General features: G+C 68.5%; 13 protein-coding genes. 8 read left to right on the top strand and 5 right to left on the bottom strand.

Annotation, left to right across the window (positions count from 1 at the left end; all coding sequences use genetic code 11):
• Positions 1 to 4: 4 nt before the first annotated feature.
• From MT490_RS17960 to flgB, 3 genes are read right to left on the bottom strand one after another with little or no spacing between them, the layout of a single operon-like run.
• Positions 5 to 691, bottom strand: a complete 687-nt coding sequence (locus MT490_RS17960; protein WP_297390764.1) for a flagellar hook assembly protein FlgD — start codon at positions 689 to 691, stop codon at positions 5 to 7.
• A gap of 2 nt (positions 692 to 693) precedes the next feature.
• On the bottom strand, positions 694 to 1104 hold the full coding sequence (gene flgC / locus MT490_RS17955; protein ID WP_297390762.1) for a flagellar basal body rod protein FlgC: 411 nt from the start codon (positions 1102 to 1104) through the stop codon (positions 694 to 696).
• A gap of 3 nt (positions 1105 to 1107) precedes the next feature.
• On the bottom strand, positions 1108 to 1461 hold the full coding sequence (gene flgB, locus MT490_RS17950) for a flagellar basal body rod protein FlgB (RefSeq protein ID WP_297390760.1): 354 nt from the start codon (positions 1459 to 1461) through the stop codon (positions 1108 to 1110).
• 335 nt (positions 1462 to 1796) lie between these two features.
• On the opposite strand from flgB, the gene MT490_RS17945 reads away from it, so the two are divergent.
• The 8 genes from MT490_RS17945 to fliA all read left to right on the top strand — a co-directional run bounded on the left by MT490_RS17945 (position 1797) and on the right by fliA (position 8072).
• Positions 1797 to 2462 (top strand): MotA/TolQ/ExbB proton channel family protein, encoded by a 666-nt coding sequence (locus MT490_RS17945; RefSeq protein WP_297390758.1) that lies wholly within the window; start codon positions 1797 to 1799, stop codon positions 2460 to 2462.
• Positions 2459 to 2950, top strand: coding sequence for a flagellar motor protein MotB (locus MT490_RS17940; RefSeq protein ID WP_297390756.1), 492 nt, complete (start codon positions 2459 to 2461; stop codon positions 2948 to 2950). The genes MT490_RS17945 and MT490_RS17940 overlap by 4 nt, the downstream gene beginning before the upstream one ends.
• Positions 2947 to 3492, top strand: a complete 546-nt coding sequence (locus tag MT490_RS17935; protein WP_297390754.1) for a flagella basal body P-ring formation protein FlgA — start codon at positions 2947 to 2949, stop codon at positions 3490 to 3492. Before MT490_RS17940 ends, MT490_RS17935 begins: the two co-directional genes overlap by 4 nt.
• 70 nt (positions 3493 to 3562) lie before the next feature.
• Positions 3563 to 3856, top strand: coding sequence for a flagellar biosynthesis anti-sigma factor FlgM (gene flgM / locus MT490_RS17930; protein WP_297390752.1), 294 nt, complete (start codon positions 3563 to 3565; stop codon positions 3854 to 3856).
• The gene (locus MT490_RS17925; RefSeq protein ID WP_297390750.1) at positions 3843 to 4154 is read left to right on the top strand and encodes a flagellar protein FlgN; all 312 of its coding nucleotides are present in this window, start codon (positions 3843 to 3845) and stop codon (positions 4152 to 4154) included. Before flgM ends, MT490_RS17925 begins: the two co-directional genes overlap by 14 nt.
• A gap of 213 nt (positions 4155 to 4367) precedes the next feature.
• A complete protein-coding gene (locus MT490_RS17920) occupies positions 4368 to 5228 on the top strand; it encodes a lytic transglycosylase domain-containing protein (RefSeq protein WP_297390748.1) in 861 nt (286 codons plus the stop codon).
• A gap of 40 nt (positions 5229 to 5268) precedes the next feature.
• Entirely contained in the window at positions 5269 to 7308 is a 2040-nt protein-coding gene (gene flhA / locus MT490_RS17915; RefSeq protein WP_297390808.1) for a flagellar biosynthesis protein FlhA, read from the top strand.
• A 29-nt stretch (positions 7309 to 7337) separates the two neighbouring features.
• Positions 7338 to 8072 (top strand): RNA polymerase sigma factor FliA, encoded by a 735-nt coding sequence (gene fliA, locus MT490_RS17910; RefSeq protein ID WP_297390746.1) that lies wholly within the window; start codon positions 7338 to 7340, stop codon positions 8070 to 8072.
• A gap of 72 nt (positions 8073 to 8144) precedes the next feature.
• Here the strand turns inward: fliA and MT490_RS17905 are convergent, their stop codons facing one another.
• Together MT490_RS17905 and MT490_RS17900 are read right to left on the bottom strand one after the other, a co-directional pair.
• Entirely contained in the window at positions 8145 to 11147 is a 3003-nt protein-coding gene (locus MT490_RS17905; protein ID WP_297390744.1) for a TonB-dependent receptor, read from the bottom strand.
• 203 nt (positions 11148 to 11350) lie between these two features.
• The gene (locus tag MT490_RS17900; protein ID WP_297390742.1) at positions 11351 to 13990 is read right to left on the bottom strand and encodes a glycoside hydrolase family 3 protein; all 2640 of its coding nucleotides are present in this window, start codon (positions 13988 to 13990) and stop codon (positions 11351 to 11353) included.
• Positions 13991 to 14152 lie beyond the last annotated feature (162 nt).

Genomic DNA, 14152 nt, shown 5'->3' with positions numbered 1-14152 from the left:
GGAATCAGCCGACTTGCCAGACGGCGGAGAGGGGCACCTGGCCGATGCCGGGAAGGGTGAGGACGGGCTCGCCGTCGCTGCCGAGCGAGACGGTGCTGACGGGCGCCCAGACGAGCGGCGCGACGCTGACCGCGCCATCGGCATTGCGCGCGGTAACCTTCACCGTGAACGGGCCCTCGCCGGCGGGGTCTCCGCTGTCGGTGGTGCCGTCCCAGTCGAACGCGACCGCGCCCTTGTCCTGCGCGCCGAGCACGAGGGTCTTGAGCGTCTTGCCGTCGGGATCGGTGATGGTGACGCTGACGTCGGTGGCGTCTTCGGCCAGCGCCACCGCGCCGGCGATGCCGCCGCTGGTGCGCGGATAGGCGGTCGAACCCTCGGTCAGCACGGTCTTGCCGACATAGCCGAGCGCGTCGCCGAGCGAGGTGCCCGAAAGCTTGTCGGCGATCGCCTTCAGCGTCGTGTTCATCTCGGTGATGCCCGAGAGCGACGAGAATTGCGCCATCTGCGCGACCATCTGGGTGTTGTCGACCGGCTCGAACGGGTCCTGGTTCTTGAGCTGCGCGGTCATCAGCGTCAGGAAGTCGCCCTGATCCATCTCGGTCTTGCCGAGGTTCGTGTCGGTGGTGCTTCCCGAGCCCGTCGCGCCGTAGCGCTTGATGCCCAGGGTCTGCAGCGTGCTGTCGAAGTCCATGATCAGCGACCCAGCTTGAGGGTGTCGACGATCAGCTGCTTGGCAGTCTGCATGACCTCGACATTGTTCTGATAGGTGCGCGACGATTCGAGCATGTCGACGAGCTCGCGGGTCTCGTCGACCGCGCTCTCCCAGACATTGCCGTCCTTGTCGGCGAGCGGATTGCCCGGATCGTAGCGCTTGGTCGGCTCGGATCCGGCGGTGACGACCTGCTCGACTTCGACGGTCGACATGCCGCTGGCTTCGTCGAAGGCGGTGCGGAACACCGGCTTGATCGTGCGGTATGCGGCCTCGGCGCTCGACGCGACGGTGCCGGCGTTCGCCAGGTTCGACGCGGTGGTGTTCATCCGCAGCAGCTGCGCGCTCATCGCGCGGCCGGAGACCTGGAAGATCGAGAGCGGCTGGTCGGCCATGGCTTATTCTCCTCTCAGCGCGCGCGTGATCGTGGAGATGCGGCCGTTCAGGAACGACAGGGTCGTCTGATAGGCGACGGCATTCTCGGCGAAGGCGGTCTGTTCGGTGGCGAGCTCGACGGTGTTGCCGTCCTGGCTCGGCTGGAGCGGGACGCGGTAAAGCATCGCGGCGTCGATCGAGCCGCCCCCCGATCCGCCTGTCGTCTCGATCGCGGCGAGCGCCGACTGGAAGTCGATGTCCTTCGCCTTGTACCCCGGGGTCGAGGCGTTGGCGATGTTCGATGCGAGCACGCCCATGCGCTGCGAGCGCACGGTCAGCGCCGCGCCATGTACGCCGAAGAGGCTGTCACTCTGCATTGCACGTCTCCCGCACAAAAGTTCGGGCGTGTCGCTGCAATGGGCGTGCCAATTTTTGGGCGCGAGACGCCGGACGGCTGATTTCCCTCTACGCGCGGGCGGGCCGGCAAAGACTTGCCGGCCCGGCGGCAACCGACTGCCGTACGCCCACCCGTCACCCCGGCCTTGTGCCAGGGTCCACCCAGTATCTGGGCGAGAAGATGGAGGTTCTTGCTGCAATGCTTGCGGCGCGGTGGGCCCCGGAACAAGTCCGGGGTGACGAAGGAGGTCGGCACCGACTTCTCGATGTCGCGAGCCTTCCATCGAATTGGCCCACCCTTTGCAGATACGAGCGCATGAACCTTACCGCGCTTCCCGGCATCGGGCCTTTCCTCGACCCCCTCGCGCTCGCCATCGTGCTGGGCGGGACGGCGGTCGCGGTGCTGCTGCGCACTCCGCTCGGCGATCTCGGCCGTGCGCTCGCCGCGCTGCGTACGCTCGGGCGCCGGCGCTTCGAGGTCGAGCCTTTGCTCGGCCAGATCGCCGCGCTCGGCCGGATCGCCCAGCGCCACGGGGTGATCGCGCTCGATCGCTCGGTGATCGCCGATCCCGACGTCGCCGCTGCGGTTGCCGCGGTCGTCGATAGCGCGTCGCCCGATCAGGTCACGGCTTTGCTCGAGCAGCGCCGCATCGCGCGCTTCGAGCGGCATCGCGCCGCCGCCGAGATGTGGAGCGGCGCCGCCGACATCGCGCCCGCCATGGGGATGATCGGCACGCTGATCGGGCTCGTCCAGATGTTCACGGCGATGCGCGATCCCGCGACGATCGGCGCGGCGATGGCGGTGGCATTGCTCACCACGCTCTACGGGGCGGTGGTCGCCTGCCTGGTCGCCACGCCGATCGCGTCGCGGCTCAAGCGCCAGGCGCGGCACGAGGCGCAGGAGCGCGCCCGGCTCGCCGCGCCGCTCGCCGAGCTCGCCTTGGTCCAGCCGCGCCACGGTGCGCAGGAGCTCGCGGCATGACGCTCGAGGACCTCCCCGCGCGGCCGATCTGGCTGACCACGCTGGCCGATCTGGCGCTGCTGCTGGTCGGCTTCTTCGTGCTGCTCCAGGCCAACCAGGTCGATCCGAACACGCTTGCCGAGGGCTTCCGCGCCGGTTTCGGGGTCAAGGAGCAGGCGCCGGCGATGCCGGTCGATCTCGCCGCGGTGAGCGGGTTCGCGCCCGGCTCGGCGCAGCTCCCGGATGCGGGCGCCGCGCTCGCCTGGGCGCGCAGCGCCGCCAGCGACCCGCGCACGCGCCTGCGGATCATCGGCGAAGTCGACGGTACGCCTGCCGATGTCGACCCGCTCACTGGCAGCGGTCCGATCCTCGCCGCCGACCGCGCCCGCGCGGTTGCTGCGATCCTCGTCCGCTCGGGCGCCGTCGCGCCGGAGCGCATCGCCATCGCCACTGTCCGCGGCCGGCGCCGCGCGGTGCTTTCGCTCGGTTACGACGGAGGCCGGCCATGATCCGCCGCCCCGCGCGCAAGGAGACCATGATGCTGCTGTCGCTCGCTCTCGCCGCCGCCGCGCCCGCGGCCGCGCAGGACTTCCAGTCGACGCAGGTGCTCGACACCGTCGTTGCGCAGTTCACCGGCAAGCCGCTCGGCGAGCAGGGCGGCGCGCGCGCGCCGGTCGACAAGCGCCTCAAGCTCCAGGCCTGCGCCGCGCCGCAGCTCGAATGGCACAATGCCGCGAAGGACGCGGTAGTGGTCCGCTGCATGGCGCCGGCCTGGCGCATCTTCGTGCCGGTCAACGCCGTGCCGCAGCCCAAGGCTGCGCCGGTCGCCGTAGCATCGGCGCCGGTCCGTGCCGCCCCGGTGATCCGTCGCGGCGATCCGATCACCGTCGAGGCGGGCTCGGCCGGATTCTCGATCACGCGCGACGGCGTCGCGATGGGCGATGCGGCCGCGGGTGCGCGGCTGCTGGTCAGGGTCGATGAACGCAAGCCGCCGATCCAGGCCGTGGCGATCGAGTCGGGCCGCGCGCGGCTGCCCGGATCGGCCGAATGATTTTTTCCTAAAGTCCGCCGCCAGGCTGCCGTTCCTGATGCTGAAGGAACAGTTTCCCGAGGAAGCAGCAATGGTGGATCCCATCGGCAACAAGGCAGGCGCGGTCGCGGACCGCCGCATTGCGCCGGTCGCTCCCGTCGCGGCGGTGGAGACCGTGAAGCCCGCAGCGAACCAGGTCGCGCCGGTCCAGTCGAGCGCCGCTGTGCTGTCGGGCGAGATGGCCGCCAGGCCTCCGGTCGATTCGGAGCGCGTCGCCAAGATCCGCAAGGCGATCGAGGACGGCCGCTTCCCGATCTATCCTACGACGATCGCCGATCGGCTGCTCGCGCTCAAGCTCGAATGGAGCCCCAATGACCCGGCGTGACGCGCTTGTCGGCGTCATCGAAGCGCTGCATGCCGAAATCGCGGCGCTGAAGACCAACGACGTCGCCGCGCTCGAGGCGGCGACGCGCGCCAAGCTCGCGGGGATCGACACGGTCGCATTGTTCGACGGCGAGGCGCCCTCGCCCGAGGTGAAGGAACTGGCCGCCGAGGCGCACCGCCTCAACGAGACCTGCCGGATCTACGTGAACCTCATGGCGGCAAATGTCCGCCGCCGCCTGCAACTTCTTTCCGGCGAGACGGCGCCTGCTTATCGGCCGGGAGGCTTCGCGATCGCCTGATGCTTCTTCTCCCCTCCCTGCAAGGGAGGGGCAGGGGGTGGGTGCCGAGCGAAGCGAGGCCTCTTCGTTCTTCTGCTCGCGAAGGAGCGCGTCCCTTCGGGCCGCGCACCCACCCCTAGCCCCTCCCTTGCAGGGAGGGGAACTAGCCTCGCCATAACTGGCACGGCCCTTGCTGATCCTGCCCCCATCAAGGGCAATCGGATCAGCGACACGATGAGCATCGTATCGGTCAACTCCAGGGCAGGCATCCAGACGGCGATCGCCGCGGCCAGCCGCAAGACCGGGATCGACTTCGACTATCTGCTCGGTCAGGCGCAGGTCGAGAGCGGGATGCGCGCCAATGCGCGCGCCGCGACGTCGAGCGCGACCGGGCTCTACCAGTTCATCGAGCAGAGCTGGCTCGGCGTGATCAAGGATCATGGCGGCGAGCACGGGCTCGGCTGGGCTGCGGACTCGATCCGCCGGACCGCGAGCGGCCGCTATGTCGTGAGCGATCCCGCCACGCGCCGCGCGATCCTCGACATGCGCAGCGATCCCGGCACCGCGGCGCTGATGGCCGCCGAGCATGCCTCGGACAACAAGGCCGCGCTCGAGGACCGGCTCGGCCGCCCCGCCACCGGCACCGATCTCTACATGGCGCATTTCCTCGGCCAGGGCGGCGCGGCGAAGTTCCTCGGTGCGATGGAGGGCAATCCCAACCGCACCGGCGCGGCGCTGTTCCCCGCCGCGGCGCGCGCCAATCGTGGCGTCTTCTACGCGTCGAACGGCCAGCCGCGCACTTTGGGCGAAATCTATGCGCGCTTCGCCGGCAAGCTCGATCAGGGTGCTGCCGCGGTCGGGGCGACGGGACGCGCCTCGGACGGGCTCGACGCGCTGTCGAGCGATCTCGATGCGTTCGGTGCCGAGGTCGTGCTCGGCAACGACGCGGTCGGCGGCGACCGCCACTGGGTCGAGACCACGCTCGCCCAGCTCAACACGACGCGTGGCGATGGTGGCGAGGCGGTCAATCCGCTCCGGCCGACGCCCGAGACGGCGAAGCTCGCTTATCTGATGCTCGCGCGGCTGGGGGCCTGACGTGAACGGCCTGACCCTGCCTGCCGGCGCGCTGCCGGCGATGAAGAGCTTCTCGCTGCCCGGCGCCATATTGCTGCTCGTCGCGCTGATGGTGGTGCCGATCCCGGCCTTCCTGCTCGATGCCTTCTTCATCATGAACATCATGATCAGCCTCGCGGTGCTGATGGTGGCGCTCAATGCGCAGAAGCCGCTCGACTTCTCGGCCTTCCCCACCGTGCTGCTGTTCGCCACCCTGTTCCGGCTCGGCCTCAACGTCGCCTCGACGCGCGTGGTGCTGGTCAACGGGCATGAGGGCGGCGCGGCGGCGGGCCATGTCATCGAGGCCTTCGGCACCTTCCTGATCGGCGGCGACTATGTCGTCGGCCTGTTCGTCTTCGCGATCCTGATCATCATCAACATGATCGTCGTGACCAAGGGCGCCGGCCGCGTCTCCGAAGTCTCGGCACGCTTCACGCTCGACGCGCTGCCCGGCAAGCAGATGGCGATCGACGCCGACCTCAACGCCGGGCTGATCACTCCCGACGAGGCCCGCGCGCGCCGCCACGAAGTCGCGACCGAGGCCGATTTCTACGGCGCGATGGACGGTTCGTCCAAGTTCGTGAAGGGCGACGCGATCGCCGGGCTGCTGATCCTTGGCATCAACATCGTCGGCGGGCTGATCCTCGGCGTGGTCAGCCACCAGATGGCGGTGGGCGACGCGGCCCAGGCCTATGTCATGCTCGCGATCGGCGACGCTTTGGTCGCGCAGCTGCCCGCTCTGATGCTCTCGATCGCCGCCGCCGCGATCGTCACCCGGGTCAATTCGAAGCACGATCTTGCCGGGCAGATCGGCAGCCAGTTCGGCAGCCACAAGACCTGGACGCCGGTCGCGGCGATCCTCGGGCTGCTCGGGGTGATGCCCGGCATGCCGCATTTCGTGATCCTGCCGGCCGCGGCCGCTGCGGGTTTCGCCGCGTGGAAGATGCGCGCGCACGCCAATCGCCCGCCGCCGCCCGAGCCCATGGCCGAGCCCGCCGATCTCTCGAAGATCGGCTGGGAGGAAGTCACCGACAACATGCAGGTGATGCTCGACATCGGCTATGGCCTGGTGCCTTTGGTCGACGAGCGCCGCGGCGGGCCGCTGATGGGGCGGATCACCGGGGTGCGCCGCCAGCTCTCGAAGGAACTGGGCTTCGTCGTGCCGCAGGTGCGCGTGCGCGACGACATCAACCTCGCGCCTTTCACCTATCGCATCGTCGTCGGCGGCGTGGTGGTGGGCGAGGACAATGTCTCGCCCGACGAGATGCTCGCGCTCGACACCGGCCAGGCGGTCGGCACGCTTCCGGGCAAGCCGGTGCGCGACCCGACCTTCGGGCTCGACGCGGTTTGGATCGCGAGCGGCGACGCCGATGCGGCGACCGGCGCGGGCTATCTCGTCGTCGATCCGGGCACCGTGGTCGCGACGCACCTCAACCACGTCCTCCTCCAGAACGCCGCCGACCTGCTTGGCCCCGACGAGGTCCAGGCTTTGCTCGACGGTTTGAAGGAGCGCGCAGCCTCGCTGGTTGCGTCGCTCTGCCCGCAGCCGGTGCCGCTCACCACGCTCACCAGCGTGCTGCGCGGGCTGCTCATGGAAAATGTGCCGCTCAAGGAATTCCGCCGGATCGCCGCCGCGATCGCGGTCGCCGCGCAGAAGACATTGGATGCCGAGGAGATCCTCGAGCTGATCCGCCCCGAGCTCGGCGCGCTGATCATCCAGCGGCTGTGCGGGGTGCGCGAGCCGCTCCGGGTGATGACGCTCGAGGGGCAACTCGAGGCGCTGCTGGGGCAGGCGGTCCGCTCGGACCCGTCGCGCCGCCACACGATCGAGCCCGATCTCGGCCGCCGCATCGCCGATGCGCTCCAGCGCGCCGCCGCGCCGCTGATCGCCGAGGCCAAGCCCTTCGCGCTCGTCGTCCAGCCGGCGATCCGCGTCGCGATCCGCAAGCTGGTCAAGACCATCCTTCCCGACACGCCGGTGATGAGCTTCTTCGAGGTCCCCGAGGACAAGGCCGTCGAAGTCGTCGCGGTGATCGGCGCACCGGAGGCGCTGCCCGCATGAACGCCTATTCTCCAGGAAATCTCAAGGACATGGCTTCCTTGGCTCCCGCGCCGCTGACCTATCAGCGCGCGCCCTCGCCGCAGCGCGATGCCGAGGCGATGGTCCGCAAGCACTTGCCGCTGGTGCGCCGCATCGCCTGGCATATCCACGGATCGATGAGTTCGATCGTCGAGGTCGAGGATCTGATCCAGATCGGCATGGTCGCCTTGATCGAGGCCGTCGCCGGCTTCGAGGATCGCGGCCAGGTGACCTTCGAGCAATATCTGACGACGCGGGTGCGCGGCGCGATGATCGACGAACTGCGCCGCCAGGCGACGCTCACGCGCGGGGCGATGCGGCGGCGGAAGGCCTATCAGGAGGCGGTGTCGGCGCTTGCGACCGAGCTCGGCCACGCCCCGGGCGATGCGCAGGTCGCGGAAAGGCTCGGCGTCACTCCCGAGAAGTTGCGCGCCGAATATGCCAGCGCCGAGGCGGTGCGCTTCGATTCGATCGACGATCTCTATTCGGACGAGAGCCCCTGGTTCATGTCCGAGGAGCCGAGCGCGTTCGACCAGCTCGCCGAGGGCGACCAGCGCACGGCGCTGATCGCGGCGATCGGCGAATTGCCGGAGCGCGAGGCGCAGGTGATCCAGCTTTATTATGTCGAGGAATTGAACCTCGAGGAGATCGGCCAGGTGCTCGGCGTCGGCGCCGCGCGGATCTGCCAGATCAAGGCCGCCGCGCATGCGCGGCTGAAGCGCGCGCTCCAGCGGCGGCTCGGCTGATTCTCCCGCAAAGCAAAACGGCGGCCTCCCGAGGGAGACCGCCGTCCTGAGGCGCGAGGGTGCGCTCAGCTCTTAGAACCGGAACGAAGCCCCGGCGCGGAACTGCCGGCCGATCAGGCCCGGGAAGTGCCAGGTCGTCAGGAAGTTCGGCGCGCTGGCATAGGCTGCCGGAGCGATCGGTGCGCGTGCGTCGAACAGGTTCTTGACGTTGATCCAGAACGAGAAGTCGTCGTTCACCTTCATCGTCGCGTTGAGATCGCTGGTGATGAAGCTGTTGACGTAGCAGAACTGGTTCAGGTCGGCCGAGCGATAGAGGGCCGCCGAGCAAGCGGTCGTATAGTTCGGGCCGGCCTGCTGGTCGGTCGAGACCGCCTTGATCTTGCCAACATAATAGGTCGTCAGGCTGATCGAGTAGGGCCCGTACTCCAGCGTGTTCTGCCAGTTGCCGCGCCAGTTCGGCGTGCCGTTGCCCGACGACAGGTCGTACGGACCGAAGGTGCCGGCGTACTTCTGGACGCCGTTGGCGACGTGCAGGTCATAGTTGAAGACGTGCGTGACCTCGACCCGGCTGGTGAACTTCACATCGTCGGAGAAGGGGATGGTCGCCGTTGCCGCCACGTCGATGCCCGAGGTGATCGCGTAATTGGCGTTCACATAGGGCACGTTGATGATCAGCACGCGCGGCAGCGCCGTCGGGAACAGCGGATCGGCGCCGTCGACCGTGTGGACCGAATAGCCCGGGCCCACCGCCGCGACCGCCGCTTGCGCCGCGGCGAGGTTCGCCGCGCCGAAATAGGCGCTCGTCGCGCGGCCGATATCCGGGCCGGCCACGATCAGGTTGGACTTCTTGACGTTGTAATAGTCGGCGGTGAGGCTCAGCCACTTGACCGGCTGGAAGATCACGCCCGCGGTGAAGCTGCGCGAGGTCTCCGGCTCGAGATCCGGATTGCCCGCGACGCCGCGGCCCAGCGAGTAAGCGAGGTTGTACGGATTGCCCCCGCTCGTGCAGCTGGCGGTGGTGCCGGTGCCGCCATGCGCGAGCTGGAAGTTGCACGGCGGCGTCGTGGTGACGAAGCCGGCATATTGGCTGCGCGGACCCGATTCGGCGAAGGTCGGCGCGCGGAAGCCCTGCGAATAGGTGCCGCGAACCGCCAGCTGCTTGATCGGCGTGAACTTGAAGCCGACCTTCGGCGAGAAGTGGCTGAAGCCTTCCGAATAGTGATCGTACCGGCCCGATGCGGTGACATCGAGGATCGGCAGGATCGGTGCGTCGATCTCGAAATAGGCGGCCGAGACCGTGTGCTGACCGAAGGCCGAGGCCGTGGTGAGGCCATAGGTGTCGAGCGCGGCGTTCTGGTTGTTGTTCTCGAGCTTCTCGTGGCGCACCTGCCCGCCGATGGCGAGCTGGAGCGGGCCGCCCGGCAGCTCGAACAGCGACTTGCTGACCGAGGCGTCGACGCCGTACATCTCCGAGAAGGACGGCGTGACCTTGTCGGGTGAGAGCGCGTCGCGGACCGCCTGGCTGTTCAGCGACGGGTTCACGAAATTGTACGAACCCGTGTTGATCGCCTGACGCAGCGCCGCGATGTTGATCAGGCCGTGCTGGGTGATCTCGAGCTCGTCACGGGCATAGACACCCTCGACGCGCCAGTCCCAGCCGCCCTCGAAGCTGCCGGTCAGCCCGGCGCTGAAGCGGTAGACGTCGTTGGTGCGCTCGCTGCCGGCGGGGATGTCGCCGAACAGATAGTAGATGCGCGCCGCGCCGTTGGCCGGGTTAGCGGCATAAGCGGCGGCATAGGGGTTGTTCGGGTTGAGCGTGCGCCCCGGCGTGGCGGGATCGGCGCAGTTCACGCCCGACGGGCAGATCCACACCGGCAGGACGATGCCGGGGTTGCTCGAAGCGACACTCGGCGCTGCGCCGAAGGGCTGGGTCTGGCGGATCGCCGAGGGGATGCCCTTGATGCTGACGTCGCTGCGGCTGAAGCTACCGGTGACATAGGCTTCGATATTGTCCGAGACGCGGACGCTCAGGCGGCCATTGACCGAGTAACGCTCCTGCAACGGCTGAAGCTGCCGGTACATGTCGGTGAGGTCGTAGCGGCAGCCGGTGCCTGCGGCGATCGTGAAGGTGCTCGCGCAGTTGGACAGGCCGAGCGCCTGATACTGGTTGACCGGAGGCGCGCCGGTCTGACCGCTCAGCGGGTTGTTGAGGTCGCCCTGGCTGACGCGGGTGACGTAGGCGGTCGGCACGTTGACCGTCAGCGACTGGTCGGCCGAGTTGTTGTCGATGCCGCCGATCGAGCTCAGGTCCTGCGTGTTGTACGGGAAGCCGCGGCTGTGGTTGCTGACGCGGCCGCTGCGCTGATATTCGCCGTTGATGTAGAAGTTCCAGCCCTGCGACTCATAGTCGCCGAAGCCGGCGGTCAGGTCGGCACGGAGATGGCTCGCGTCGCCGCGCTCGGCGATGCCGCCCTCGACCGTCCCGGCGACGCCGTTGAACTGCTTCTTGAGGATCAGGTTGACCACGCCGCCGATCGCATCGGCGCCATAGGTCGAGGAGGCGCCGTCCTTGAGGACTTCGACGCGGTCGACGAGGCTGAACGGAATCGAGTTCAGATCGACATAGGCGTTGTGGCCGTCGTCGTTGATCGGGAAGTTGGTCGAGCGCAGGCCGTCGACCAGCACCAGCGTCGACGAGACGCCGAGGCCGCGCAGCGACACTGCCGAGCCGCCGGCCGAGAAGCCGGTCTGGAAGCCCGTGCCGATCGAGCCTGCGCTATCCGCGGAGATCGAGCGGATCGCGTCGGCGATGGTGGTGATGCCCGCGCGCTCGAGATTCTCGGACGTCAGCACCGTGACGGGCGACGGAGTCTCGGTGTCGGTGCGGCGAAACAGCGAGCCGGTGACGACGACCGTGTCGTCCTGCCCTTCCTCGGCGACGGCGGCCTGCGCATCCTGCGCCCCGGTCTGCGCATCCTGCGCGAAGGCGGGAGTGGCGAGAAGCGCGAGCGCGAGCGCAAACGGCGCCGCCCCCCGCCGCAGCGATGCCGCGGTCGATCGATTTTGGAACTGCATTGAAGATAATCTCCCTGAACGCCCGTCTCTTCGCGGGTCAGCTAGGCACACACGGTCATGCTCCCCCGCGTGCCAATATTTCTACAACTGGCTCGCGGGACATATTTTGTAAATCGCCCTTAGGCGAAAACCCGCAGGCTGTGATATTGATACAACACAGCCGCGATGGCGCGAATTCGGCAGGGATTCCGCGAGGTTGCGGCTTATTTGGCGAGCAGCGCGCTACCCTGGACCTCGAGCTCCGCCGAGACGCCCGCGACCGCCGGCAGCCCCGCGCGCGCTGCGGGCTGGCCGCCGCCGATCCACAGCTGCACGCGCCCCGGCGAGACGCGGCGGACGCCGTCCTCGCCCACCACGCTCAGCGCCCGCGGATCGAGCGTGAAGCCGACGCGGCGCGTCTCGCCCGTCTTCAGATGCACGCGCTCGAAGCGCTGGAGCGCGCGGACCGGCGCGCCGGCCACGCCCGGGTGCGCGACGTAAAGCTGGACGACCTCGTCGCCGTCGCGCGCGCCGGCATTGGTGACGTCGACCGACACTTCGACCGTGCCGCCGGCCTTGACGGTCGGGCTGCCCAGCTTCGGCGCCGCATAGCGGAAATGCGTGTAGCTGAGGCCGTGCCCGAACGGGTAGAGCGGCTCGCCGGTGAAATAGCGATAGGTCCGCCCCGCCATGCGATAGTCGGGGAAGGCGGGAAGCTGGTCCGCCGACTTGTAGAAGGTCACCGGCAGGCGCCCCGCGGGGCTGAAATCGCCCGCGATCAGCCCGGCCACCGCGTGCCCGCCTTGGCCGCCGGGATACCAGGCCTCGACGATCGCGGGGATGTGCGCGTCGGCCCAGTTCACGCTGAGCGCGCTGCCGTTCATCAGCACCAGCACCACCGGCTTGCCGGTCGCGTGGAGCCGTTCGAGCAGGGCCTGTTGGGGCGCGGGCAGGTCTAGGCTGGTGCGGTCGCCGCCCGCGAAGCCAGGCGCCGTCACCTTCATCTCCTCGCCTTCGATCCGCGCCGAGAGCCCGCCGACGAACAGCACGAGATCGGCCTGCTTCGCCGCCGCCACGGCATTGTCGCCGTCCCCGCCTGGGGTGCTCCAGACGAGCTGCTGGCTGCTGCGCTGCCCGCGCTGGAAGCCTTCGACGCGCAAGGGGTATCTGCGGCCCTTCTCGAGCGCGATCGTGCCCGACAGGATCGAGGGCGCATCGCCGACGCCCCATTCGTCGACCACGAGCTTGTCGCCGACCCACACGCGATAGCCGTTCTCGCTCGCGAAGCGGAAGCCGAAGGTGCCGCTCTCGGGCGCGACGAGCATGCCCGTCCAGCGCGCCGAGGTCTCGCGGTCGCCGAGCCATTCGAGTCGGGCATTGGGCTGTATTTTGGTCTCGACCGGCGCGCCCTCCAGGTTCGCGCCCTTGAAGAACTCGGCCTTGAGCCCGGGCGTCTTGCAGGCGGCGTCGACGCACAGCGCGCCGTCCGGCACGGGCAGCTCGGCGGGGCCGATCAGCCCGGTGCCCTGGACGTGGAGGATCTTCGACTTCGGATAGCGGGCGCGGATGCCGTCGAGCACGGTCACCGGCTTGGACGGCGTGCCGTAATAATTGCCGACCAGCGCGTCGAAGCTGTCGGCATTGGGGCCGATCACTGCGATCGTCCGCGGCTCTCCCTTGATCGGCAGCAAGTCGCTCTGGTTCTTGAGCAACACCATCGATGCCTCGGCCATCTTCCGCGACAGCGCGTGATGCTCGGGCGTATCGTAGTCCTTCGCGGTGATGCTCGCGAAGGGCAGTTTCGGGTCGAACAGGCCGAGCCGGACGCGCGCCTCCATCAGCCGCTGGAGCGACTGGTCGACCACCGTCTCGGGCAGCAGCCCGGCCTTGACCGCAGCGACGATATTCTCGGACTCGGTGGTCATGTTGTTGCGATAGTCGCCGCAGATCAGGTCCATGCCCGCGCGGAAGCCGAGCGCTACGCCCTCGACTGCGGTCTTCGTATAGTGGAGCGAATCGGGGCGGTAGATGTTGGCGGCGGCGCCGCAGTCCGAGACGACATAGCCTTTGAAGCCCCAGCTCTTGCGGAGGTAATCCTCCATCAGCCGGCTGTTGGCGCAGCCCGGAATGCCGTCGATCGCGTTGTACACGCACATGATCGATTCGACCTTCCCCTCGGTCACCGTCGCGCGGAAGGCGGGGAGATAGGTGTCCTCGAGGTCGTGCAGCGTCGGGTGGACGTCCTCGCGGTGCCGGTTGCTCTCGGGGCCGCTATGCACCGCGAAATGCTTCGAGGTGGCGACGGTCTTCAGGAACTTCGGGTCGTTGCCCTGCAGCCCCGCAATGTAGGCGATGCCCAGTCGGCCGGTGAGCATGGGGTCCTCGCCATAGGTTTCCTGGCCCCGGCCCCAGCGCGGATCGCGGAAGATGTTGATGTTGGGCGACCAGACGGTGAGCCCGCGATAGAATTCGCTGCCGCCATCGGGCAGGCGCCGCTCGACGAACTTGGCGCGGAACTCGGTCGCGACGGTGTCGCCGACTTGGCGGAGCAACGGCGCGTCCCACGATGCCGCCATGCCGATCGCCTGGGGGAAGACCGTGGCGATGCCCGCGCGGGCGACGCCGTGCAGCCCCTCGTTCCACCAATTATATTGCGGGATGCCGAGCCGCGGGATCGCCGGCGCGGTATGGCCGAGCTGCTGCGCCTTCTCCTCGAGCGTCATCCGCGCGATCGCGTCGCGGGCGCGCTGCTCGGGGGTGGCCGAAGGATCGCCGAGCAGGCCCGGCGCGGCGGTCTGTGCGCCCGCGAGCGGAGCCCATGCGGTCGATGCCAGCAGGGCAACAGCGATCAAGTTCCTGGTCACCGGGCAGCCTCTCATATCTTGTTTCGGACGAGGCTAGCGCATTTTTGGTAGCGCTACCAGACGGGTTTCGGACAAAGGAAAACCCCGGTGGTCACATGGACCACCGGGGTTCCCCCTTGCGCCCCCTTCCCGGAGGAAGAGGTGACCGGCCGCGGTGCCTGT

It is taken from the genome of Sphingomonas sp. (genome assembly GCF_026460985.1).
Classification (GTDB): Bacteria; Pseudomonadota; Alphaproteobacteria; order Sphingomonadales; family Sphingomonadaceae; genus Sphingomonas.
This window is presented reverse-complemented; position numbering and strand designations above follow the sequence as displayed.